Origin of the sequence: Veillonella tobetsuensis (genome assembly GCF_002959935.1) — a bacterium.
GTDB classification, from domain to species: Bacteria; Bacillota; Negativicutes; order Veillonellales; family Veillonellaceae; genus Veillonella; species Veillonella tobetsuensis.
The window spans coordinates 80878-105554 of record NZ_PPDF01000004.1 but is presented as its reverse complement, the minus strand read 5'-3'; the positions used below and the strand labels follow the sequence as shown (position 1 = coordinate 105554).

General features: G+C 39.7%; 18 protein-coding genes. All 18 read right to left on the bottom strand.

Features of this window, described 5'->3' with window-relative positions; translation table 11 throughout:
* Positions 1–2: 2 nt before the first annotated feature.
* Positions 3–3203 (bottom strand): carbamoyl-phosphate synthase large subunit, encoded by a 3201-nt coding sequence (carB, locus tag VTHSUH11_RS01670; protein ID WP_105092408.1) that lies wholly within the window; start codon positions 3201–3203, stop codon positions 3–5.
* Position 3204: 1 nt separating this feature from the next.
* Positions 3205–4272 (bottom strand): glutamine-hydrolyzing carbamoyl-phosphate synthase small subunit, encoded by a 1068-nt coding sequence (gene carA, locus VTHSUH11_RS01665; RefSeq protein WP_105092407.1) that lies wholly within the window; start codon positions 4270–4272, stop codon positions 3205–3207.
* The gene (locus tag VTHSUH11_RS01660; RefSeq protein WP_059361734.1) at positions 4272–5558 is read right to left on the bottom strand and encodes a dihydroorotase; all 1287 of its coding nucleotides are present in this window, start codon (positions 5556–5558) and stop codon (positions 4272–4274) included. The genes carA and VTHSUH11_RS01660 overlap by 1 nt, the downstream gene beginning before the upstream one ends.
* Complete coding sequence (locus VTHSUH11_RS01655) at positions 5542–6492, bottom strand: aspartate carbamoyltransferase catalytic subunit (protein ID WP_059361733.1); 951 nt, start codon at positions 6490–6492, stop codon at positions 5542–5544. Before VTHSUH11_RS01655 ends, VTHSUH11_RS01660 begins: the two co-directional genes overlap by 17 nt.
* A gap of 291 nt (positions 6493–6783) precedes the next feature.
* Positions 6784–9477: an ATPase gene (locus tag VTHSUH11_RS01650; protein ID WP_105092406.1), complete on the bottom strand. Its 2694-nt coding sequence runs from the start codon at positions 9475–9477 to the stop codon at positions 6784–6786.
* Between the two features lie 2 nt (positions 9478–9479).
* Positions 9480–10427 carry a DNA-binding protein WhiA gene (whiA, locus tag VTHSUH11_RS01645; RefSeq protein ID WP_105092405.1) on the bottom strand — a complete coding sequence of 316 codons (948 nt, stop codon included), beginning with the start codon at positions 10425–10427 and terminating at the stop codon, positions 9480–9482.
* A 72-nt stretch (positions 10428–10499) separates the two neighbouring features.
* Entirely contained in the window at positions 10500–11849 is a 1350-nt protein-coding gene (locus tag VTHSUH11_RS01640) for a gluconeogenesis factor YvcK family protein (protein ID WP_059361729.1), read from the bottom strand.
* A 10-nt stretch (positions 11850–11859) separates the two neighbouring features.
* On the bottom strand, positions 11860–12771 hold the full coding sequence (gene rapZ / locus VTHSUH11_RS01635; RefSeq protein WP_105092404.1) for an RNase adapter RapZ: 912 nt from the start codon (positions 12769–12771) through the stop codon (positions 11860–11862).
* Positions 12772–12782: 11 nt separating this feature from the next.
* On the bottom strand, positions 12783–13595 hold the full coding sequence (locus VTHSUH11_RS01630; RefSeq protein ID WP_105092403.1) for a Cof-type HAD-IIB family hydrolase: 813 nt from the start codon (positions 13593–13595) through the stop codon (positions 12783–12785).
* A 120-nt stretch (positions 13596–13715) separates the two neighbouring features.
* Positions 13716–15005, bottom strand: coding sequence for an S-layer homology domain-containing protein (locus tag VTHSUH11_RS01625; RefSeq protein WP_105092402.1), 1290 nt, complete (start codon positions 15003–15005; stop codon positions 13716–13718).
* 318 nt (positions 15006–15323) lie between these two features.
* Complete coding sequence (locus tag VTHSUH11_RS01620; RefSeq protein ID WP_105092401.1) at positions 15324–16556, bottom strand: ISL3 family transposase; 1233 nt, start codon at positions 16554–16556, stop codon at positions 15324–15326.
* Between the two features lie 186 nt (positions 16557–16742).
* Positions 16743–17963, bottom strand: a complete 1221-nt coding sequence (locus VTHSUH11_RS01615; RefSeq protein WP_105092400.1) for a putative porin — start codon at positions 17961–17963, stop codon at positions 16743–16745.
* Positions 17964–18530: 567 nt separating this feature from the next.
* Positions 18531–19793 (bottom strand): S-layer homology domain-containing protein, encoded by a 1263-nt coding sequence (locus tag VTHSUH11_RS01610; RefSeq protein WP_105092399.1) that lies wholly within the window; start codon positions 19791–19793, stop codon positions 18531–18533.
* A 464-nt stretch (positions 19794–20257) separates the two neighbouring features.
* A complete protein-coding gene (lepB, locus tag VTHSUH11_RS01605) occupies positions 20258–20830 on the bottom strand; it encodes a signal peptidase I (protein WP_059361720.1) in 573 nt (190 codons plus the stop codon).
* A gap of 10 nt (positions 20831–20840) precedes the next feature.
* Entirely contained in the window at positions 20841–21710 is an 870-nt protein-coding gene (locus VTHSUH11_RS01600) for a YitT family protein (RefSeq protein ID WP_105092398.1), read from the bottom strand.
* Positions 21703–22227, bottom strand: a complete 525-nt coding sequence (locus VTHSUH11_RS01595; protein WP_105092397.1) for a RuvC family protein — start codon at positions 22225–22227, stop codon at positions 21703–21705. Before VTHSUH11_RS01595 ends, VTHSUH11_RS01600 begins: the two co-directional genes overlap by 8 nt.
* Before the next feature lie 97 nt (positions 22228–22324).
* Positions 22325–23533: a DUF3084 domain-containing protein gene (locus VTHSUH11_RS01590; protein WP_105092396.1), complete on the bottom strand. Its 1209-nt coding sequence runs from the start codon at positions 23531–23533 to the stop codon at positions 22325–22327.
* 47 nt (positions 23534–23580) lie between these two features.
* Positions 23581–24672, bottom strand: coding sequence for an LptF/LptG family permease (locus tag VTHSUH11_RS01585; protein WP_059361716.1), 1092 nt, complete (start codon positions 24670–24672; stop codon positions 23581–23583).
* Positions 24673–24677 lie beyond the last annotated feature (5 nt).

Here is a 24677-nt window from a genome sequence, read left to right as displayed (position 1 = left end):
TATTACTCCAATTCAAAATCTTGTAATGCTTCTACACTGTAGTTTGCATTATTTTTACGATTTGCTACAACGCGCAATACTTCACGTGCTGTATCAAGGCTTGTTAAGCATGGTGTACCCATTTCAACAGCAAGACGACGCAATTGGAAACCTTCACGTTCAGGACGTTTACCAGCAGTCAATGTGTTGAGTACAAGGTCCACTTTATCTTGACGAATGTGATCAGCACAGTTGTCATCACCTTCAGAAATTTTGTTAACCACCTTGCAGTCAACGCCATGTTCTTTGAAGTATTTACCTGTACCACCAGTCGCTTCGATGTGATACCCCAATTCGATGAAGCCTTTTGCCAATTGGCTAGCTTCCTCTTTATCGCGGTCTGCCACAGTCATAAGGATTGTGCCATCTTCTGGGATACGCATGTTGGCACCGTTAATAGCTTTGAACAATGCTTCCGAGTATGTACGACCAATACCCATAACTTCACCAGTAGACTTCATTTCAGGTCCAAGAGCGATTTCTACAAGACCCATTTTAGAGAATGAGAATACAGGTGCTTTTACGGCTACATATGATTTATTAGGTACAAGACCTAATGGCAAGCCTAAATCTTTTAAGCTTTCACCAAGAGCAATGCGTGTGGCACATTCTACCATGTTAATGCCTGTAACCTTAGAAATGAATGGAACAGTACGACTAGAACGAGGGTTAACTTCGATTACATTAAGTTCACCATCAGCCACGATATATTGAATGTTAAGTACACCTTTTACATTGAGGCCAATTGCAATACGACGTGTATAATCTACGATTTGATCGATAATTTCTTGGCTTAAATGTTGTGCTGGATAAACCGCCATGGAGTCACCAGAGTGAACACCAGCGCGTTCGATTTGCTCCATGATGCCAGGGATACATACATCGGTACCATCGGAAATAGCATCAACCTCTACCTCCATACCAACCATGTATCTGTCGATAAGAACAGGATGTTCCTTGGATGCAACTACGGCTTCCTTCATATATACATCAAGTTCTTTATCATTATATACGATTTCCATCGCACGCCCCCCCAATACGTAGGAAGGGCGAACAATCAATGGATATTTCAAGGTTTTAGCGGCTTCTTGTGCTTCTTCATCAGAGGTTACAAGCGCACCTACTGGACGAGGGATACCAAGTTTTGCCAATAATTCGTCAAAGCGTTCACGGTCTTCTGCCATATCGATGCTATCTACAGAAGTACCGAGGATTTTTACGCCTCGCTCTGCTAATGGGCCCGCCAAGTTGATAGCTGTTTGACCACCAAATTGAGCAATAACGCCAGCTGGTTTTTCTTTATCAATGATTTCCATTACATCGTCCACTGTTAATGGTTCGAAGTACAAGGAATCTGAAATATCGAAGTCTGTGGACACTGTTTCTGGGTTATTATTGATCATAATGGATTGGTAACCCGCTTTGCGAAGAGCCCAAGAGGAATGTACGGAGCAGTAATCGAATTCAACGCCTTGACCGATACGGATAGGGCCAGAACCGAGTACGACAACAGATTTTTCACCGAGCGGTTTAACTTCATCTTCTTGCGCATACGCACTGTAGTAATACGGAGTTTTAGATTCGAATTCGGCAGCACACGTATCTACATATTTATATGTAGGAACAATATTCCATTCCTTGCGTTTTGCACGAACTTCTTCTACGGTTGTGTTTGCATAACGAGCAATAACAGAATCAGTAATAGAGTAGCGTTTTGCTTTACGTAATACTTCTTCAGTAATACCTTCTTCTGCCAATGCTTTCTCCACATTGATAATATTCTTGATTTTTTCAATAAAGAATTTGTCAATTTTTGTAATGTAGTGAATCTTCTCTACACTGATATCTTTACGAAGTGCTTCGGCTACAACATAAATACGTTCATCATCTACAAGATGTAAGCGTTCAATCAACTGCTCCATGGACTCATGAGCGATTTTCTTAAGTTCAATATGATCTAAACCAATTTCCAAAGAACGAATGGCTTTTAACAAAGAACCTTCCAAAGAACGGTCAATGGCCATAACTTCACCAGTCGCCTTCATTTGAGTGCCCAATGTGCGGTCCGCCAAATTGAATTTTTCGAATGGCCAGCGTGGGAACTTAGTTACCACATAATCAAGAGTAGGCTCGAAACATGCTTTAGTTTCGCCTGTTACAGCATTAGTAATTTGATCCAATGTCATGCCTACTGCGATTTTTGCCGCTACCTTCGCAATTGGATAACCAGTTGCTTTAGATGCCAATGCAGAAGAACGAGATACACGAGGGTTTACCTCGATAACGATATATTCATTGCTATCTGGATTCAATGCGTATTGTACGTTACAACCACCTTCAATTTTCAAATAGCGAATGATGTCCACAGATGCAGTACGCAGCATTTGGTATTGAATATCGTTCAATGTTTGACTTGGTGCCACTACGATGGAGTCCCCTGTATGTACGCCAACAGGATCGATATTTTCCATGTTACATACGATGATGCAGTTATCTGCACTATCGCGCATTACTTCATATTCAATTTCTTTCCAACCTGCCACAGAACGTTCCGCTAGGATTTGGTGAATTGGTGAAAGTTTCAAACCACGACGCGTGATTTCATACATTTCATCTTCGTTATGTGCAATACCACCACCAGTACCGCCCAATGTATAAGCAGGACGGATGATGATAGGATAGCCGATGCGATTTGCAAAGGCTACGGCTTCTTCAAGGTCATTGAAGATGTCAGATTCAGGAACTGGTTGATTGATTTCTTTCATCGCTTCCTTGAATAGTTCGCGGTCTTCTGCTTGTTTAATGGCTTCAAGAGTTGTACCAAGCAATTGAACGCCGTATTCCTCTAATACGCCTGCTTCGGACAATTGAACAGCCATATTAAGACCTACTTGACCTCCTAATGTCGCCAATAAACCCCAAGGGCGTTCTTTTTTGATTACTTCTGTTACGAATTCAAGGCTAATAGGTTCTACATATACGCGGTCTGCAATATCTGTATCAGTCATGATAGTAGCAGGATTAGAGTTAACCAATACTACCTTATAGCCTTCTTCACGAAGGGAACGGCACGCTTGTGTACCAGCATAGTCGAACTCTGCTGCTTGGCCGATAATAATTGGACCAGAACCAATTACGAGTACTTTTTTTGCTTCTGTGGTCATATTATTTTCCCTTTCTCATCAAGTCTTCAAATTCGTCGAATAAATATAAATTATCAGTAGGTCCAGGGGACGCTTCTGGGTGATATTGTACGGAGAAGATAGGCAATTCTTTATGGCGCATTCCTTCTACAGTGCCATCATTTACACTACGATGTGTAATTTCAATATAATCAGGCAAAGTAGTATCATCTACTGCAAAGCCATGATTTTGAGACGTAATGTATACGCGGCCTGTGCGAAGATCTTGTACAGGATGGTTAGAACCACGGTGACCAAACTTCAATTTAAACGTAGAACCACCGTACGCTTGTGCCAATACTTGGTGACCCATGCAGATACCAAAGATTGGTTTTTTACCAAACATTTTCTTCACTTCTTCTACAGCATAGCCAAGATCTTGAGGATCTCCAGGGCCATTAGATAAGAAGATACCATCAGGATTTACCGCTAATACCTCTTCAGCCTTAGAATCTGCTGGAAATACAGTCAAACGGCAACCTGCCGCTTCTAAGGAGCGAAGAATATTTTCTTTTACACCATAATCCATTACAGCAACGTGGAACTCTGCATTTTTATCGCCACGCATACCTTGCCATTTTGTAGTGACGCGCATAACTTGGTCTGTTGGCAAATCTTGTTTAAACAGTTTTTGAATATCTTCCATTGGATAATCAGCACGCACAAGTACGCCTTTCATAACACCATGGTTACGAAGGGTACGCGTAATGGCACGCGTATCTACATCATAGAGACATGGAATGCCGTGTAAACGAAGATATTCGCTAAATAAACCTTCATTTTGCCAGTTCGATGGGAAATCGCACAGTTCGCCTACGATAAAGCCCTTACAATAAGGTTTAGGACCTTGTGTAATAGCATTTAATGTACCATAGTTACCAACGAGTGGATATGTTAATGTAATAATTTGATCCGCATAGGATGGGTCAGTCAAGATTTCTTGATAGCCAGTCATGCCCGTGTTAAACACGACCTCACCCACCGTTGGAGCGCCGCCTAATAAGGAACCTTCAAATACGGAACCGTCTTCTAGTACTAATTTGCCTTTCATTATAGGACTACGCCCTCCTTCATAACGATGTTACCATCTACAACGGTAAGTTTTGCTTTACCAGTAACAGTCATACCATCAAATGGGCTAACTTTACCTTTTGTATAGAATTTATTTCTGTCTACAGTCCATTGTTCTGTAGTAGAGAATACTGTAATATCCGCAGCTTTACCTACTTCTAAAACACCTGCATCTAGACGCATTAGTTCAGCTGGACGAGTACTCATATAGTACACAACTTGGTCGATGCTGAGTTTATCTGGACCATAAGCATTTGTGATTACAGCTGCCAAGGATGTTTCAAGGCCACTAAAACCATTTGGTGCACAGCAGAACTCATGGTCTTTTTCTTCAAATGCATGAGGTGCATGGTCTGTAATAATCGCATCAATGGTGCCATCTTTCAAACCTTCTAACAATGCTTGGCGATGATCTTCGGAGCGAATTGGCGGCGCCATTTTAAAAGCTGGATTATAATCGCGTAAGTATTCATCAGTAAAAGATAAATGTTGACTTGTTACCTCACAAGTTACATTAAGGCCTTTCGCTTTTGCACGACGAACCATATCCACCGTATTTTTACTGCTTACGTGAGCAATATGGATATGACCACCTGTCATTTCAGCTAACATAATATCACGGGCTACCGCAACATCTTCCGCTACTGCTGGACGGCCGATAACACCCATTTCATAAGATACAAAGCCTTCATGCATATGACCATTTTTAGTTAAGCTAATATCTTCGGCATGATCGATAACCATTTTGTTGAACATGGACGAGTATTCCAAGGCACGGCGCATGAAAGCAGCACTTTCTACATAGTGCCCATCATCAGAGTAAGCCACAACACCTGCTTCCGCCATATCGCCAAGCTCTGCTAATTCTTTACCTTCCAAGTTCTTTGAAACGGCACCGATAAATTCAACCTTAACTACGCCAGTAAGTTCAGCTTGTTTTTTCAAACCTCTTACAAGAGCTGCATTATCTACAACGGGATTTGTATTGGCCATTGTTACAACGCGCGTAAAACCACCAGCAGCAGCCGCTTGTGTACCAGAATGAAAATCTTCTTTAGCCTCTTGACCGGGTTCACGTAAATGTGTGTGAATATCGATAAGACCAGGCGCTACGATAAGACCTGTAGCATCATATACTTCAGCACCATCTGCACTTAAATTTTGACCGATGGCTGCAATTTTACCATCTTTCACGAGAACGTCTGCTACTTCATGTTGTTGTTTTGCCGGATTGACTACCGTACCATTTTTAATAAGCAAGCTCACTACCGTCACCTCCATGAATTGTTAAGTACAATACAGCCATACGAACGGATACGCCATTGCGTACTTGTTCTTGAATTACAGATTGATCCCAATAGGCTACATCTGGTGAAATTTCAAGACCGCGGTTCATTGGACCTGGATGCATAACCATAACATCGTCTTTTGCAAGACTTAATACGTCTTTATTGATACCAAAAATGCGTGCATATTCACGATTTGTTGGATATAGTGCGGAATGAATACGTTCTAATTGAATGCGAAGCACATTGACAACATCTGCATCTTTCACAGCTTCACGCACATCGTGATGAATGGTAACACCCATTTTTTCAAGCTCAGGATAGAGCATGGTACGTGGACCTGCTAAATGTACATCAGCCCCCATTTTAGTAAGACCATAAATATCGGATCGAGCTACACGACTATGCATAATATCGCCAACGATTACAACCTTTTTACCTTCTAAAGAGCCTTTGCGTTCAATAATGGAGAACATGTCGAGCAATGCTTGTGTTGGATGTTCATGGGCACCATCGCCAGCATTGATAATGATAGGGTCAACGGCTTTTGTCGCATAGAGTGGCGCACCTTCTGCACTACTACGCATAACAATCGCATCAGTTCCCATATAGGATAATGTTAATAGTGTATCGCGGAAGCTTTCACCCTTACCCATAGAAGATCCACTTGGAGTAATGTTGATTACATCAGCCCCTAAATATTTACCTGCTAGTTCAAAAGAACTACGCGTACGTGTACTAGGTTCCATGAATAGATTGATGATTGCCTTACCTTTTAAGTAAGGGATTTTTTTGTCGTCAGACAAAACAACCTTTTTCATCTTCTTCGCTACATCGAGAATCAATTTAATTTCTTCTGGTGTAGCATGTTGTAACCCTAACAAATGTTTGCCATGCAAGCTCACTTGTCCCATGATTGCCTCCTAACTCACTTAACAAAAAAGACCTTCTGCCCAGGGCAAAAGGTCGAATAGTTTGCACAAAGAAGCCCTTGAGGGCGCTTCAACTATATGTCCTTTATTAGCCTCTCTGGACCAATTTAAAAGGTGTTTTGTAATGCTACAGTATCTCGTACTGCTCAATGCATTTATCTCTTATCATTGTACTGAAATTACCGACGAAAGTCAATGTAATTCCAATGAAGAAACACAAATAGGATGTGCCGAGGGACATCCTATTTATATAGTAAAACTAGTTGCGCACTCTTAGTTTCGTCTTCTTGTCAATTGCTCGATAGATACTGCGTCTTGTGCATTATCTTGCTCTTGATCAACATTTGTATTTACATCATCTAGCTCTGAAAAACTACGACGTTTACCACCTTGTGCAGCAATACGTGCTGCTTCTCGCTCTTCTGCAATTTTTTGGCGAGCAATTTCCGCATTGCGCTTAGCGATAATTTGTCGTTGTGCTGCTAAGCGAATTTCTTCAGCTCGTTGTGCTGCCTTCTTCTGAGCTTCTCGTTGAATTTCAGCACGACGGCGCGCTTCTTTAGCTTGAGCTTGCGCGATTTCATATTCACGATATCGTTTTTCTGCCAACTGACGAGCTTCTTCCGCTTTTCTTGCTGCTTCCGCTTGTTCCTTAGCAATGCGTTCCCGTTCAGCTTTACGTGCCGCTTCTGCGATACGATTTTCTTCACGGATACGCGCTTCCTCAGCAAGTCTAGCTGCTTCTGCGATACGTTCTGCTTCAGCACGTCTTGCAGCCTCTGCCTTACGTATTTCTTCTGCAATTCTAGCGTCTTCTGCTTTACGCATTTCTTCTGCACGTTTCGCCTCTGCCGCAATACGACGTTCTTCAGCCTTACGCGACTCTTCTTGCGCTTTGGCAATAGCTGCTAGGCGCTCTTCCTCAGCTTTACGGGCTGCTTCTTGACGTGCCATTTCAACTTTACGCAATGCTTCTTGACGAGCTTCCTCTGCTTTTCTAGCCTCTTCTGCACGTTTAACCTCTGCAGCAATACGCTCTGCTTCTGCTTTTGCTTCTGCTGCTTTCCGTTTTTCTTCCGCTTTACGAGCCGCCTCTTGTCGAGCTGCTTCGGCTTTACGAGCAGCTTCTTGTCGCTCTGCTTCAGTCTTAGCCGCCTGTTCTGCAGCTTTACGTTCTGCTTCAATACGTGCAGCTTCTGCTCGTTGTTCTGCTGCAATGCGCTCTTCTTCAGCCTTACGCTGCGCTTCTAAGCGTTGTGCTTCTAGTTTTGCTGCATATTCTTGTGCTTTCTTCTCCGCTGCTTCTCGAGCCGCTTGTTCTCGCTGAGCCTTTTCTCGAGCTGCTTGTTCTGCAGCAATACGTTGTTGTTCCGCTTTGGCTGCCGCAATACGAGCATCCTCTTTAGCCTTTGCCTCTGCTGCCAAGCGTGCTGCTTCAGCTCTAGCCGCATCATCCTTAGCCTTTTGCTCTGCTGCTATGCGTGCAGCTTCGGCTTTATCAGCATCATCCTTCGCTTTTTGTTCAGCTAACTGGCGTTCTGCTTCTGCTTTAGCTCTTGCTTTTTCAGCAGCTGCATCAGCCTTAGCTTTAATTTTAGCTTGCTCCTCAGCCTCACGTTTATCCAGTTCTGCTTGTCTTGCTTGTGCGGCCTTATGAGCTGCTGCGGCTTTTTCAGCAGCCAATTTAGCTTGTTCTGCCAATTGGTGCGCTTGTTCTTCTTTTTGAGCTTTTGCAGCTACATATTTTTCTTCTATAGCCACTTTTTTAGCTGCTTCCGCTGCTTCTTTTTGAGCTTCCGCCTCTAATGCACGTTGACCCGCTTCATTAGTAGCTAGTACACGTGCATATTGCGGATTGGCTAACGCTTCAGGCACGAGTAAAAAACGAACTGGTAAATTCGATGCCCCAGCAGGCATGAATTCAATGGTTAATGTATCACCACCATAATAGTTACCCATGTAACGAGAATCCATTACCGTATTGTGTCCTAATGCCATCAATCCATCATCACCACCAACGTGATAGGTCATGCTTTCACTAGGCACCTTTTGCCAACGTCGTTGTGCTTTCACCGTAAAGGAACCAGAATAGCCGCCACCTAAAGGGTTAAAGTACAGACGGAATGGATCTTCTCCACTCGTAGGGATTTTTACAGTATAGGAAATGCCGTAGTTACCAGAATCCTTTACATAAGCCTTATTATCCATTTCATCGACGCCTTCTACGAAGCGGTCTTCTCTATCATTACCCAATTCCACATACGCGCCGCCTAAGGTCGTGTTGTATTCTTTAGAAACAGCCATTTTTCTTTCAGCACCGGTGAAAGTACCACGCAATCGCACATGGTCAATAGGCAAATTGTTTACCCAGTATGACGCTTCAATAGAGTTAAGACTCATAGGAATCATCATAACCCGTGCAAATACAGGCGCACTAGTCTGCAAATCTACAATACCTGTAAATAGTGCATCCTTTGGAATTGGTGTATGCTCCAAATCGGTAAACACCAATTGACGACTCTTTGGAGGCATTACAAAAGAGTAGAGTTGTCTATCCGATAAAGGTTGCTCTAACTCCTTCCGCGATAAATCACGCCCGGCCGCAAAATAGTCAGGTGTAGCAATGGATTTCAATTCACGAAAAATAGCAATACCATTCGGCGCATCACCTGTATTCTCCAGTACGATAGCAATCTTATGAGGCTCTGCCATTTCATTTACATGATAGAAATAGATACGTCCTTTACCATTTATACTGCCCGCGCTAAGGACACCACCTACAGGCCCAACGTACTCAGGACTATCAGATAACAGTAACGTATCCTTCTGAGCCTCAAGCTGCGCAGGTAACGGTGTAAACGAGAAATATCCTATGGAGTTAAAATCTATATCGCTTGCAGCATGACCTGTCAATGCGCCCATAACGGCTAACATAGTCGCTAGCTTGTATGTTTTCTTACATAACATAATTAAACCTCTTCCAGCCCCATAGGATCATATGTAAGGGCCAATGCTTCTAACTTTTTTAAACGATGGCCAATACCCGATTTTGACAAGGAACCATTCATCATTTCTTCTAATTCTTTTAAACTAGCTTCTGGGTTTTCCCAACGTAATCTAGCAACAACTTTTAATTTATCTGGCAATGCATCGATACCAATATGTTCATCTAAAATACGGATAGCCTTTACTTGACGCACAGCCGCATCAACTGTTTTCTGTAAATTTGCCGTTTCACAGTTTACTTGCCGATTAATCTGATTGCGCACAGTTTTCATAATACGTACATTTTCAAATTCCATCAATGCCGATTGAGCACCCATGATTTGCAAACAATTTGTAACAGCATCTCCTTCTTTCAGGTATACCACATACTCCTCTTTACGCTCCGTCAGCCCTGCATGAATATGAAATAATCTTAAAACATATATAATTTCTCGCGCAAAGGACTCATTGCCGGTCATAAATTCAAGATGATAATCACTTTGCGGTTTATTAACAGACCCACCACCTAAAAAAGCGCCACGTAAAAACGCTCGACGTGCCTCCATCGAGTTTAGCCACTTTCGCGGTAACTGTTCTGTAACGGGCCACAAAGCCAAATCCTCTAAAGCACTACGCCCCTCTTGAGATGGGTCGACCGTTAATGTATACATATTCTTCTTACGCAAATTTAGACCTTGTCGAACTAAAACATGTGTAGGCAATTCATATTGTCGTTTTAAAATACCAAGCAAACGTCTAGCCACCGCATTATTAGCAGTGGCTAGGCGTACACCAATCGCTCCATTCATACCGAGTAATAAGGAACCACCCATGCGCAATAAACAAGATGCTTCTATTTTCATGGCCACATCGGTATCCGTTTCAGGCTCATAGGCACATAATTCATTTTTCACATCTTCTGCAAAAGACATAGAGACTCCTTTCCTTAACTTATGGAACTAATATTTTGTAATCTTATATAATGACAAACTACAACAGTAGACCTAGTGATCGGCACGACGCAAGTAATATTCTAATACTCTTGGTTCCATATCAGATTTCATAGCATAGATGATATCCATAAGAACCTTACCCAAACGCTCAGGATCATGAACAGCAGGTTTTTCTTGGCTGATTAATGTAGCACGAACCGTACGTATCCCCATTTCTTGCAATCGCTTAGAATCAATTGCCATTGGTTCAGAACCCACGGCGCTATATTGTTCTACCATTTGAATTGGCAGCGGACCATCATTAGCAAGAACGGTATCTACAATACCAACTCCACTATGGTCAATAATAGCTTGTACATGATCGGCCAAGGAATAGCCCGACGTTTCACCAGGTTGTGTCATAACATTAGCAATATAAATTTTATTGGCTTTACTAGCACGTACATGGTCCGCAATCTTATCAGTCAATAGATTTGGTATGATACTCGTATAGAGACTGCCAGGCCCCAAGATAATAACATCAGCCTCATCAATGGCTTGTAGCGCTGCACCTTCTGGTTTTGGCAAGGCCGGTGTACTAAACACGCGCTTGATTGGTTGTCCTGAATGAGGAATATTACTTTCACCATTAACGATAGTACCATCTACCAATTCAGCACTTAATTGAATAAATTCTGTGGAGGACGGAATAACGCGACCACGAACGCGCAACAATTTACTTGCCGCTTCGAGGGCCTCCTCTACATCGCCATCATAAACCTGTGCCAAAGCGGTAATAAAGAGATTACCAAAGCTATGACCAGATAACTCATTATCCCCATCAAATCGATAGCGGAACAAATTTTCCATTACACCTTCTTGTTCAGCAAGAGCTACAAGACAGTTGCGCAAGTCTCCAGGAGCAATCATTTTAAAATCTTCGCGTAAACGACCAGATGAACCACCATCATCGGCAACTGTAACGATGGCGGACAAATTAGATGTATGATCTTTCAACCCACGCAACAAATTAGATAAACCGGTACCACCGCCTATTACAACAATTTTAGGACCTTTATCGAGGCGAATATTTTGAAAAATAATATCCGACACCTTGCTAGACGGATCTGGTAAAACGGCACGAATAATAGTTTTAATAACCTTACTTGTACCAAGTAGTATCAATAAGGCTGCGATAACAATTAAAATAGTACCTACCAAAATTAGTACATTGTAATTATAATATCCCGTTAAGGAATAGGAATAGGCAAGAACTATATCCTCTATATAGGATAACCATTGATAGTTAAACAATAGTGAAATGCCTATGATTAATAAGCCTACCCCTAAGCTATAGAGAGCAAGCCAACGCTTAATATTAAGGCCCGGAATTAGCCACCGGAACCAACGTTTTCGTAACATAAAAACCCCTTTAATCCCCTAGATCTGCTTGATGTGGATTAAAATCTTCTTCCACATTGTTTTTCATCATATCTCGATGTTCAACAGTGACACGATAGCCTTTTTCTAATAAATGAGCATACAAAGCCTCTGCCATTGCTACGGAACGGTGCATCCCCCCAGTGCAGCCTACAGCAACAATAAACTGAGCCTTTCCTTCTTTTTCATAATTAGGAACCAGGAAATCTAAGGTATCAAAATAGTGTTTCTTAAATTCATCCGTCACTTTAAAAGAATGAATATAATCATTTACAACTTGTACACGCCCTGTTTTATGACGGAATTCTGGAATGTAGAATGGGTTCGGCAAAAAACGAACATCCCAAATCATGTCTGCATCTAAAGGCAATCCATATTTAAAACCAAAGCTTACCACCGTTACAGTCATGCCATGTTTTTCTGCAACTTGAGTAAATCGTTTTTTCAAATACTCCTTTAGATTTGCCGTTTTCATATCTGTCGTATCGATAATATAATCTGCTTTATGGCGCACAGAATCGAGGATTTGCCGTTCCTTTTTTAGGCCCGTTGTGAGACGGCCGCTAGGTGCCAATGGATGACTGCGACGAGATTCTTTATAACGGCGAATCAATGTTTCATCGCTAGCATCCATGAATACGATTTCATAATCAACCTTCATCTCTTTCAAGTTATCTAGAGATGTAGACAAGGCTTCAAAAAATTCTCCGCCCCGAATATCTACTACGAGGGCCACGCGATTTGTACGATCCCCCCCTTGGCGACAAATTTCACTCAATTTAGGAATCAATACAGGCGGAATATTATCTATGCAGAGATATCCCATATCTTCTAATGCCTGTAATACCTGTGTTTTTCCAGCACCAGACATACCAGTTACGATTAATAAACGAAATGCTTCCATACCTTACTCCATTATAATAAATGTTCTTCAATCCAACGAGCCACACCATCATCATTATGATGACCACATACCTCACGAGACACTAATTTCGCATGCTCCACTGCATTATTAACAGCAACCGCATAACCAGTCTTCGATAACATAGATATATCATTTTCTGCATTACCAAAAGAAACGATATGCTCCATACCAATGCCATATTGGCGCGCTAACTGTTCTAGTGCATCACCTTTAGACACATGGCGGGCAATGATTTCTAGAAAATCCTTTTGACTGCGAACCAAGGTAACCTCATCGCCAACAAGAGGTGTTAAAGAAGCTATGATTTTATCAATATTTTCTACCCTATCAATGGCAATTAATTTATTCGGTTCCTGTGAAAGTTCATACAAGGAATCACCTAGGAACTCAGCCTTTGCACCAGTTTGAGCCTCATACAAATCCGATTGCCAATTCCGATGATGACACAACAATCTATCATCTATATAAGATTGAATATGCCAATCATATTCTCGAGCTAATTGTAAAATACGCTGTACCGCTGCTCGAGGTACAGTGCGTTCAAACACCTTGTGTGCCGTTTCTAATTCCTGTATTAGCCCACCAGAAAATAATATCATCGGTACATTCCCCAGATTAAGAGACATACCTACTGGTTTTGCCGTTTGATACATGCGCCCTGTGGCAAGGGTTATACGAATACCTTTCTCTTGCAGTCGATGCAGTACATCCTTTGTGTACTCTGACACAGTATTATCACTGCGTAGTAAGGTCTCATCACAATCGATAGCCACCATTTGAATATGAGAAAAAGAAGGATCCATAGTTACCTCCTTTAAATAGAAATTATAATACTCTTTATTATACCATTTATCATAGAAATATATAAATTTTACACAAAAAAGAGACTCCAAAAGGAATCTCTTTTTATATTGACTATCAAATTAGAATTGGTAATTAAGATCAACACGGTAGAAATTAGGTTGATCTTTACCATTATCTTTATATTCTTTCCAATTGAAACCGTAGTAAGCAGTTAAGCCCACATTGTCTTGTAATGCATAGTCAGCAGTTGCCATCCAACCTTTATAACCAGCAGTATAAATATGATCCCAAGTAGTATCTAGGATTGGAGCATCTTCTTTTTGATTAAAGTATTGAGCTTTTACATCCCAAGTACCTTGTTTAGCTTGGTCATAATTACCATAACCAATTCCTGCAACCCATGCTTGAGAGTTTTTAATGTTGGATGTTCTCAACCATTCACCACCGACCCAAACTTTGTGGAGCTTAACATCTGCATTAAAACCGTAGATGTTTTTGTAAGCTACGCCAATGCCACCAGGAGCAAATGGAGTAGTAGAATGGTCTCCACCATTTATACGAGTGTAGAAACCACCTAAGTTAACGTGCTTATTAGGTTGACTATTCAAATTCAATACAACAAGTGGAGGGTTTCCTTTAGTGTCTTTACCTTCTAATTTACCAGAAACACCATAACCATAAGCTGCTTGAAGATTAATTTTTTCATTGCCTGCATTAAATTGAACACCGTCAAAGGTACCATCAAATGCCAAACCAGCACCCATCATTTGACCAAAACGACCGGCTTTAATGGATACGCGTTCTCCAAATTTGTGGTTAACATATGCACGATCAAAATTAACACCTGTATAACTATAAGTATCAGCATCACCAAATTCATAGTCTCCAGTAACTACACGGACTACTGCATCTGTGCAATCATTCACTTTTGCATTGAATTGTAAGCGTGCACGACCATCGAATTGGGATGATTTACTATAGTCACCATAATAATTAGCATAGATACCATCTTTATTTTGAGATCCTAAAAAACGAAGGCGCATATCACCAGTAACTTTTACATTACCAACGCGATCTTCCAAACGAGCTACACGAACGCCCAAGTTATTCAATTCGTTGGAGAATTCGTCAGCCAAACGGTTAATCATAGCTTGTTGTTCAGCGTTAGCACGGTCTTGGTTAGCCATAGCTTTAGCGATCATTTGAGCCATTTCAAAGCGAGTGATATCGTTTTGGCCTTTGAAAGTGCCATCTGGATAACCATTAACGATACCAGATGCTGCCAATTGTGATACTGCTTGGTATGCCCAAGAGTCAGGAGTTACATCGGAGAATGGGTTAGCTGCGAAAGCTGTAGTTACACCCAATACTGCTGTTGCTGCAAAGATTGCGGCGAATTGTTTTTTCATAGTTAAATACCTTTCTCTAACAATAAAATTATTTTCAAAACGCGATGTACAATTCACTCCTTATTCTAGAATTGGAATTCTTTGAGAGTTTCCTTGTTTCCTTCCCATAATCCTTAGCTAGCTTTAAGTTTATTTCATACATCAAAACTCACTATTGTGACAGTAACATGAAGTAACTATTGTGATAGTAACATGAAGTAGCTATCATGTAAACTCTTTTTCTTACTTTATATAGATTATTTCAAATGTTTAACAAAGATAGATTATACCAATGAATTCTAGAGACAAAAAAGGGCTCTCTGTCAAATGTTGGGGTGTTCACCCTACGAGCCTTCTTTGGCACCAATCATATGTATGGTTGGTGCCATTCTTTTTGCTCAAAAGTAGAATACGTACTCTAAATCTACCAAAGTGGCGAAGTCCATAGCTTATTCGTTTTAATACCTTAATCTTGTTGTTAGTTCCTTCTGTGTATCCATTAGAATATGGAAGTAAGAATGCATTAGTTAATTGAGTCATCCATGCAGGAAACGATGTAAAGAAGTTATTAAATTCTTTCAAACCAGATGCTTTCACTAATTCTAACCAATGCTTTAAATGTGTAGCTATCCCTTGTTTACCATAGGTTGAAAAGATTTTTCTAAAAGATAGTTTTAAAGCATATGCTTTTCGTAAATCTTCAGAAATTCGAAGTATTTCACAGAGCTTAATGTGTTCAACTTCCGTTAAATGATCTGGATGTTTCATTAGCACACGTCGATTCTGTTTTAACATACGTGAATAAGCAGCCAGTTTATGTTGCTCACGTTTTCTAACTCGCTCTACCGCCCAATCCACAAGTCGACACACATGGTATCGATCACAGATAATATGCGCATGTGGAAATAGCGCCTCCATGATGCGTTTAAACTGTATGGACATATCCATTACAATAAACTTAACTTGTACGCGATCTTTATGTTTAAATGATGCAAAATAGCGGATTAATGCTTGCGTATCACGTTTCGGTAAAATGTCTAATATTTCATGTGTATCTGGATTGGTTAAATTGACTTGGTATTGATGACCTTCCGCATTTCCTTTGAATTCATCAATACCAATAACAGTAGGTAATGTTTTAGGCTTAGGTATAGTAATCATAGAGCAATAGCGTAATACTGTAGTAATAGATGTATCACACTCGTTAGCGATAGCAGTATAGGTTACACTTTCAGTAAGTTTATCAAATAACAAATTAATATTGGTTATACTTAGTTGCATATGTTTTCGTACAAATGGATTGTTCTCGGAAAAAGAGTGCTTACAATAAGGGCAAATATATCGACGTTGTCTGTATTTTCCAATTAATGGTCCTCGTTGTACTTTTCCAAATTTTACCGTACGTATACGGTAATCTTTAATACGCTCTGTAGTTTCTCCGCATTTTGGGCAAATATGTGGTGTTACCGGTAATTCTATGTCAAAAATAAATGTTCCGTCCAATTCGTAGCTGTTTGTAATAAACTCTTGTTTTACATTATGTAAAAATTCAGTATAATCAGTAGTAGGCATATAAGCTCACATCCTTTCTTTAGGACTTTGACACTTTTATTGTAAAGTATGTGAGTCTTGTATGCTTATTTTTTGCAAAAAAAATAATGTTGGAAGTGACACCGTAGTGGTGTCACCCCAACATTTATTATAGAGCCAAAAAAAGAGACCCCCGAAGGAGTCTCTTTCATATGAGTAACTATCAAATTAGAATTTGTAGTTAAGGTCTGCACGGTAGAAGTCGTGTTTATCAGTACCGTTTTGAGTTTTCCAGTCGAAACCGTAGTAAGCAGTTAAACCAACATTGTTTTGCAATGCATAGTCAACAGTTGCTAACCAACCTTTGGAATCAGCTTTGTATTTTTGAGTCCAAGTTGTGTCAAAAATTGGAGCATTTTCTTTTTGGTTGAAGTATTGAGCTTTTACGTCCCAAGTACCTTGTTTTTTGATGTTGTAGTTGCCAAAGCCAACGCCTGCAGTCCAAGCTTGGGATTTTTCTACGTTAGAAGCTTTCAACCATTCGCCACCAACCCAAACTTTGTCGAAGTTAGCATCAGCGTTGAAACCGTAGATATTTTTGTATTGGTGACCATTGATTGCATCTTCACCGTTTACACGAGTGTAGAAACCACCAGCGTTAACGTGTTTACCAACTTTGCCATTCAAGTTCAATACAACTAATTCAGGATTTTTGTTAGTTGCTTGATCGAACGCACCGGATACACCATAGCCATAAGCTGCTTGGAAGTTGATTTTTTCGTTACCAGCGTTGAATTGAGCACCATCGAAATCGCCATCAAATGCTAAACCAGCACCGAATGCTTGACCGAAACGACCAGCTTTAACGGATACGCGTTCACCGAATTTATGGTTAACATATGCACGGTCGAATTTAACTGTTGTATCAGCTGTATTAGCATCAGCATTACCGAATTGGAAGTTGTCAGTAGTCAAACGAACAACTGCATCAGTACGATCGTTTACTTTTGCGTTGAATTGCAAACGTGCACGAGCGTCGAATGTAGAGGATTCATGTTCAGCATCACGGTAACGAAGACGAGCATCACCAGTAACTTTTACGTTACCAACGCGGTCTTCCAAACGAGCTACACGAACGCCCAAGTTGTTCAATTCGTTGGAGAATTCATCAGCCAAACGGTTGATCATAGCTTGTTGTTCAGCGTTAGCACGGTCTTGGTTAGCCATAGCTTTAGCTACCATTTGAGCCATTTCGTAACGAGTGATGTCATTTTGGCCTTTGAAAGTGCCATCTGGGTAACCGTTAACGATACCAGATGCTGCCAATTGGGATACTGCTTGGTATGCCCAAGAATCAGGAGTTACGTCGGAGAATGGGTTAGCTGCGAAAGCTGTAGTTACACCCAATACTGCTGTTGCTGCAAAGATTGCTGCGAATTGTTTTTTCATAGTTGAATTCCTTCTTTCTGAAAAATAAGAATAAAATTGTTTTTCAAGTTACGATTCACAATTCATTCTAATTTCTAGATTTAGAATTCTCTTGGGAGTGTCCACGTTTCCTCGCCATAATTCTTCATCGAGATTTCAGTATGTCTTGCTCATCGCCTCTTGTTGCCATGATATTAGCACGAAGTATTTTTGATGTAAACCCTTTTTTCTCACTTACATTCTCATTTATCATAAATTTATTTTCATACCCATAAAAAACTTAGATTTTATCTATACATTTTGTATATTCTAAAAATCAATTTTTTTTACACTTTTATTCAATTTTTATTCTAATGAGATTTATTCTCATCGGAACTATTAATTTTTACTAATTAATTATATAGTTATTAATCTTTTTATCTAATCATATCTGTCTATTGCGTCATTTTATCCTCATACTACATATAGCATTTCTCTAATTTTACATACAAAAAGAGCCCTCTCAAGGAGGGCTCCCTTTATATATACTATTATATGTTCTTTAAGAGAGGGTTTTCAAAATAGTGTTATATATTTTTTTACTACTCATTAGAATTTGTAGTTAAGTTCTGCACGGTAGAAGTCGGATAAATCGTTACCGCTTTGGTCTTTAGAATTGAAACCATAACCAGCGCTTAAACCAACATTATCTTGTACAGCATAGTCAACTGTTGCCATGTAACCTTTGTAGCCATTGTTTGTGTTAGTCAAGTCATATGCTTGATCCCAAGTGGAGCTTACGATAGGTGCATTAGCTTTTTGGTTGAAGTATTGACCTTTCACATCCCAAGTCCCTTTTTTAGCGATGTCGTAATTACCATAACCTACACCAGCTGTCCAAGCTTGAGAGTTAGAAACATCGGAAGCTTTCAACCATTCACCGCCAACCCATACTTTATCTTTATGGAAGTCCGCATTGAAGCCATATACGTTTTGGTGATCATTTGCTACGGTAGCACCATTGTGATTTAAGTTGCCACTAGATAATCTGGAGTAGAAACCACCAACGGAGGATTCTTGACCAATTTTACCTTTAACACCTACATAGGATACAGATGGGTTATCAGATTTAGCATTGTCTGCTGCAGCACCTTCCATCATATAACCATAAGCACCTTGTACTTGGATTTTATCGTTACCAACATTCAATTGAGCACCATCGAATGTATCATCGTACATTAAGCCGCCACCAATTGTTTGATTGAAACGACCAGCTTTAGCGGATACGCTTTGACCAAATTTGTGATCTACATAAGCACGATCGATTTTTGCAGTTGTACCGTTTGTGGAATCACCAAATTCATAGCCACCTTTAACACGAACTACCGCTTCAGTCTTATCATTTACCTTAGCGTTGAATTGAACACGAGCTCGACCATCGGTTAAGGATTTGCTACCGTCCTTATATACGCCTTTATCTTCAGAGCCTTGGTAACGGATACGAGCATCACCAGTAACTTTTACATTACCTACACGGTCTTCTAATTTAGAAACGCGAACGCCCAAGTTGTTTAATTCGTTGGAGAATTCATCAGCCAAACGATTGATCATCGCTTGTTGTTCTGCATTTGCACGATCTTGGTTAGCCATTGCTTTAGCTACCATTTGTGCCATTTCGTAACGAGTAATATCATTTTGACCTTTGAAAGTACCATCTGGGTAACCATTAACGATGCCAGCAGATGCTAATTGAGATACTGCTTGGTATGCCCAAGAATCAGGAGTTACATCGGAGAAAGGGTTTGCAGCGAATGCTGTAGTTACACCTAAAACTGCTGTTGCTGCTAATACTGTTGCAAATTGTTTTTTCATAATAGATTCCTTCTTTCTGATAATGTCTTTTTATTAAGACTTAGAAAAAATATATATTATCAGAAGACTTTACATCTTGTTATGATTTATATAAGAACATCATGTAGAGTATCCACGTTTCCTCTTCTTCTATTCTTGTATATCACCACAACTTGTTGTGTTGTCTTTCTGTGATGTCAATATACAACTCTCTCCAAAATTTGTAAAGCATTTTATACAATTAAATATGATGAAATTTCTTTCATGAAATATTTTAACTAATAAAACCCAGCATTTATCTATATTTCTTAAAATTATATTGTATGAAATTTCATTTTATATATCTAAAAAAGAATTTATTTAACCACTAATTCTCTTGACAATTAATTATTTTTACTTATTTATAACGAATAGTTTAATTATAAAATAAAATAAGACCTATTCCATGAATAGATCTTATTGTTGGATTTATGTTTTATATAACATTAAAGAGCATACTCTACAAAGCCTAGCACATGATCCACAGGTACGGAACCAATGAATCGACTATCACTAGAATGGTTTCGGTTATCCCCCATGACAAACACATGACCTTCCGGTACCACTACAGGTGTAGAACGACTATAATTCATAGTTGTATCCTTTGTATATGGCTCTTGTAATTGCTCACCATTACGCCATACATGGCCGTCTTTAAATTCTAATGTATCACCAGGTCTACCAATGACGCGTTTTACCCATACGTCATTAGTTTGAGCTGATTTATCGATTACACTTACATAGTTCATTAATGGCTCTTTTACATCATCAACCCATGTGCGTTCACGGTTAACACGGCTATCGATGATAACAATTTGACCATAATCAGGCATATCACGCATAATATGTTGCCATTTAGTAACGATTAAGTATTGACCATTATGAAGTGTATCATCCATCGATTCGCCAGATACACGTGTTGGTTGTACGAGAAAAATATGGATTACCATGGCAATAACCAAAGCCAACACAATAGCATATATCCAGTCTAACGTTTCTTTTACAAATTTATTATTCATTAGAACCCCCTTAATGACCATTCTTATTAAAACGGCCACCAAATACATCATGCACGTCTTGAATCGTTATAAAAGCCGATGGATCGACTTCATATACGGTATCCTTTAATCGTGTGATTTCTAAACGCGTTACTACGGAATAGAGAACGTGCTTAGGTGTTTTTAAATAGCCACCCTCACCATATAAAATCGTTACCCCTCTGTTCAATTTAGCATTCAATGCATCTGTAATTTTTTTAGAATTATCTGCATCTGTAATAATCATAACACCCTTGGATTCCTCAAGGCCTGTAATCGTTACATCAATCATTTTATATGCAATAAAATAGGCCACCAAAGAATACATAGCACTATCCCAACTATATACGAAACCTGCTGCACCTAAGATAACTAAATTCATGGCCATTACGATTTCACCAACAGAAAAGGTGGTGCGTTTATCAAATATAATGGCTACAATTTCAGAGCCATCAAGACAGCCACCATTTCGTATAATTAGGCCCACACCAATACCGAGAATTATCCCCCCAAAGATGGCCCCCAGAAAAGGATTTGTCGTTATCGGTGTAAAATCATGGGCAAATTTTGAAAATATAGCCATCCAGACGATGGAAAACAGTGTAGATATAGTAAAGGTCTTGCCATTAATACGATAGCCTACATACAGAAATGGTATATTAAGCAAAACTACAAATATACTAAATGATATACCAGAAAGCTCAGCTGCCATCAAGGATATACCAACCACACCACCATCGATAATATTATTAGGTACTAAAAACAGATCAAGACCAATTGTATAAATCAATGCCCCTATGATCATCCAAACACATCTCAGCAGTATACTAGACCAATGTGTTTTTTTTACGACATCACTCATTCGTATCTCCTTCATTATATAATTTTTTAAAAGCTGCTAATCGTTTAGCCTCTAATTCTTGCAAATTTTCTTCCTTTTTAACCTCTAGTACAGGCTGCTCTTTAAGCTGCTTTGTATAACGCATGCCGATGACATAGGCCGTTAAATCATCAACTGGTTCAGGAGGAAATTGCATCCCTTTTGGTACGAATCTACGCCAACCAGTAGGTGGATTATATTGCCAATACAATTTACGTGCATCTTCCGTACTATGCGATTCATCAATTAAGCTGGTTGTAATTTTGTGGTTGCGACCAATTTGTTGGATTGATGGATACAAATGCTTATGATTAGTCCCATTGCCACATACGATATGATTGATGCCACGATATGTGCTTACTAAACTTTCAAAAGAGCTATTAAACGTTTTAGTTTCAATAATCGTGCGATGTATTAATTCACCGGCTTGTGAAAGTATAGCCACACCTGTCTTTTCATTCCCTGGATCGATAGCGGCTATATACGATATATTATTCATACTATTGTCCTCATTCCTCAATACAATAGTTATATTTTATCACAAAATAAAAGACCTATGTATTAAATATTAATACATAGATCTTTTCATATAGAAACTAATTTGATTTTATGAGTTTACCTGTATCTGTAACTTGAGTAATGCGCAGTTTAATGTGTACTGGACCTGATGAATAGGTATCACCATCTGCATAAGCCTCTACATGCACTTTGCCATGCATCATGCTGATACGTCGAATAGCAGTAAATAACTCATCACCAGGTATCGTCCCTATATCTCCTGATAAGGAATCAGGAATTACCCCTTTCATCTTAGCTTGTTCATTAACTTGCTTTAGGAATCTAAGCATATTAACTTGAGCATTACTACCACCATCAATAACGGCTGTAGAAATTACATCACCTGATTTATAGATAAATTGTTGCGGATATACCTGGATTGTAGCAACGGCAGACTCACCAGAAATAATATTACCAGCAGCAACTACTTGAATAACCATAGGGGTTTTAGCCTCTTCCACTTTAGAGATGGCTACCTCAACATTTTGACGATCCACATAGACAACAGTTTCACCGTGATCTTCAACGCCTAGTCGACGTAATACTAGCTTATTGGTGTCTTCAATAATATTATTAACCGCCTCACGTGCATCGTTATGATTCAAACCATTGCGAACAACAGCTTGCGTCAATAATTGATCTACTTGGAATAAAATAGTACCTTCACGTAGATGAATAATACCAGTTTTCAACTCTTCTTGTGTTTTTTGCAATTCAGCAATATGTTTTTCCATGCTAGCACGAGTAGCCTCTAAAGCAGCTAGTTTTTTAGATGCTGCATCATAGGAAGCTTGCAACGCAGATAATTCTGCTTCTGTAGCATATTTAGCGGCTTCTGCATCGGCTAATTCTTGACGGCTTTGCTCTACCTCTTTACGAATCTCTTCGATTTCGGCCATACGATCAGCTAATTCCTTCTTATTAGCTTCTAATAAGGCTTTACCACGCTCAAGCTCCGCATTTTTAGCAGCCACCTCTGCAGTTAAACGATTCATATCGGCTCGCAACTGATCCATCCCAAAAAGGGCAGTTCGCACACTTTGCGATGTAATCGTAAGAACCCCAACCGTAGTAGCCGCAACAAGAAGCCCCGTCACAATAGTTACGATAATTGAAGTATGCTTAGGTCTCAATCCAAAGAGGGACATCTTGCGTTTGCCAACTTTTGTTCCTAATTTATCCCCCATATAGGCAATGAGTCCGCCCATAATAGCTATAATAAAGAGAATTTTTAAACCTACAAGCATGACGCCCTCCTTTCTTTATTGATTAACACCCTAATGACATATAATCTTTATCGAGATACACGCCAATTCAAATATAAACCTGCGACAATCCCCAATACATCAGGAATCATGGCTGCCATCCAAGTCGGTAAAGCACCACCCTTACCAAGCGCGCCAGCAAAGGTCATGACACCATAGTAAATGAAGATAATCAAAATACTGATACCAAAACCAATGGATGAGCTAGACCTTTGTTTTTGCAATCCCAATGGGGCCCCTACAAGAGCAAACACAAAGCTGGCCAATGGAATTGTAAAGCGTTGATACATTTCCATTTCTAATTTGCTGGTATTTGTATATGCCGCTTTGTACGCCTTAATTTGATGACGCAACTCCTTAATAGTTAGTTCTTCTGGTTTACGACGATCTTGTTGTACTTCACTAGGGCTAGACTTAATTGGCAAAACTTGCTCTTTAAATCGCATAGTCCGCTCTACACCTTCACCAGCAGATACATCATAGATAATACCATTATGCATTACCCACACTTGACCATTCCACTCAGCATTTTCAGCATTCTCTACTTGTTGCAATTCGCCTTTATCATTGAATTGCTGTACTGTAATCATGCTAAGTTGTTTGCTTTCACTATCGTAGTGTTTAGCATACATTAAGGTGCTAAGATTATCACCATTCATAGATTTTAACACAATATGGCTTTGTGTTTGTGGTGTCGCATTTTTCATGATTTCTTCGCGTACTATGGTTTGATACATATTATTTGTACGAGGTACTACAAATTCATTAAATGCAACGGCCCCAATAGAAATAACCAATGCCAAAATATATACGGGCATAGCTAATCGCAAGAAACTAAGACCACCAGCACGCATAACGACGATTTCACTAGTGCTACTTAGTCTGCTGAAAGCCATTAATGAACCTAGTAATACAGACATAGGAAATGTCAATAAAATAATACTCGGCATCGCCAAGAAGAACGCCTTCATAACGAGCAATAACGGTGCACCGTATTCTGTTATATATTGAGCAATACGAAATAGTGTGCCTGTACCAACAAAAATACTGGTAAAGGCAAATACCCCGAATAGGAATGGACCTACAAAGGCTTTTAAAATATATCTATCTAATAAGCGCATGGTCC

Bases quoted from the DNA above. Each gene is read 5' to 3' on its own strand.
- VTHSUH11_RS01615 (WP_105092400.1), bottom strand. From the start codon at position 17,963: ATGAAAAAACAATTCGCAGCAATCTTTGCAGCAACAGCAGTATTGGGT.
- VTHSUH11_RS01585 (WP_059361716.1), bottom strand. From the start codon at position 24,672: ATGCGCTTATTAGATAGATATATTTTAAAAGCCTTTGTAGGTCCATTC.
- whiA (WP_105092405.1), bottom strand. From the start codon at position 10,427: ATGTCTTTTGCAGAAGATGTGAAAAATGAATTATGTGCCTATGAGCCT.
- VTHSUH11_RS01650 (WP_105092406.1), bottom strand. From the start codon at position 9,477: ATGTTATGTAAGAAAACATACAAGCTAGCGACTATGTTAGCCGTTATG.
- VTHSUH11_RS01625 (WP_105092402.1), bottom strand. From the start codon at position 15,005: ATGAAAAAACAATTCGCCGCAATCTTTGCAGCAACAGCAGTATTGGGT.
- carA (WP_105092407.1), bottom strand. From the start codon at position 4,272: ATGAAAGGCAAATTAGTACTAGAAGACGGTTCCGTATTTGAAGGTTCC.
- VTHSUH11_RS01655 (WP_059361733.1), bottom strand. From the start codon at position 6,492: ATGGGACAAGTGAGCTTGCATGGCAAACATTTGTTAGGGTTACAACAT.
- lepB (WP_059361720.1), bottom strand. From the start codon at position 20,830: ATGAATAATAAATTTGTAAAAGAAACGTTAGACTGGATATATGCTATT.
- VTHSUH11_RS01610 (WP_105092399.1), bottom strand. From the start codon at position 19,793: ATGAAAAAACAATTTGCAACAGTATTAGCAGCAACAGCAGTTTTAGGT.
- carB (WP_105092408.1), bottom strand. From the start codon at position 3,203: ATGACCACAGAAGCAAAAAAAGTACTCGTAATTGGTTCTGGTCCAATT.
- rapZ (WP_105092404.1), bottom strand. From the start codon at position 12,771: ATGGAAGCATTTCGTTTATTAATCGTAACTGGTATGTCTGGTGCTGGA.
- VTHSUH11_RS01590 (WP_105092396.1), bottom strand. From the start codon at position 23,533: ATGCTTGTAGGTTTAAAAATTCTCTTTATTATAGCTATTATGGGCGGA.
- VTHSUH11_RS01600 (WP_105092398.1), bottom strand. From the start codon at position 21,710: ATGAGTGATGTCGTAAAAAAAACACATTGGTCTAGTATACTGCTGAGA.
- VTHSUH11_RS01640 (WP_059361729.1), bottom strand. From the start codon at position 11,849: ATGTTACGAAAACGTTGGTTCCGGTGGCTAATTCCGGGCCTTAATATT.
- VTHSUH11_RS01595 (WP_105092397.1), bottom strand. From the start codon at position 22,227: ATGAATAATATATCGTATATAGCCGCTATCGATCCAGGGAATGAAAAG.
- VTHSUH11_RS01620 (WP_105092401.1), bottom strand. From the start codon at position 16,556: ATGCCTACTACTGATTATACTGAATTTTTACATAATGTAAAACAAGAG.
- VTHSUH11_RS01630 (WP_105092403.1), bottom strand. From the start codon at position 13,595: ATGGATCCTTCTTTTTCTCATATTCAAATGGTGGCTATCGATTGTGAT.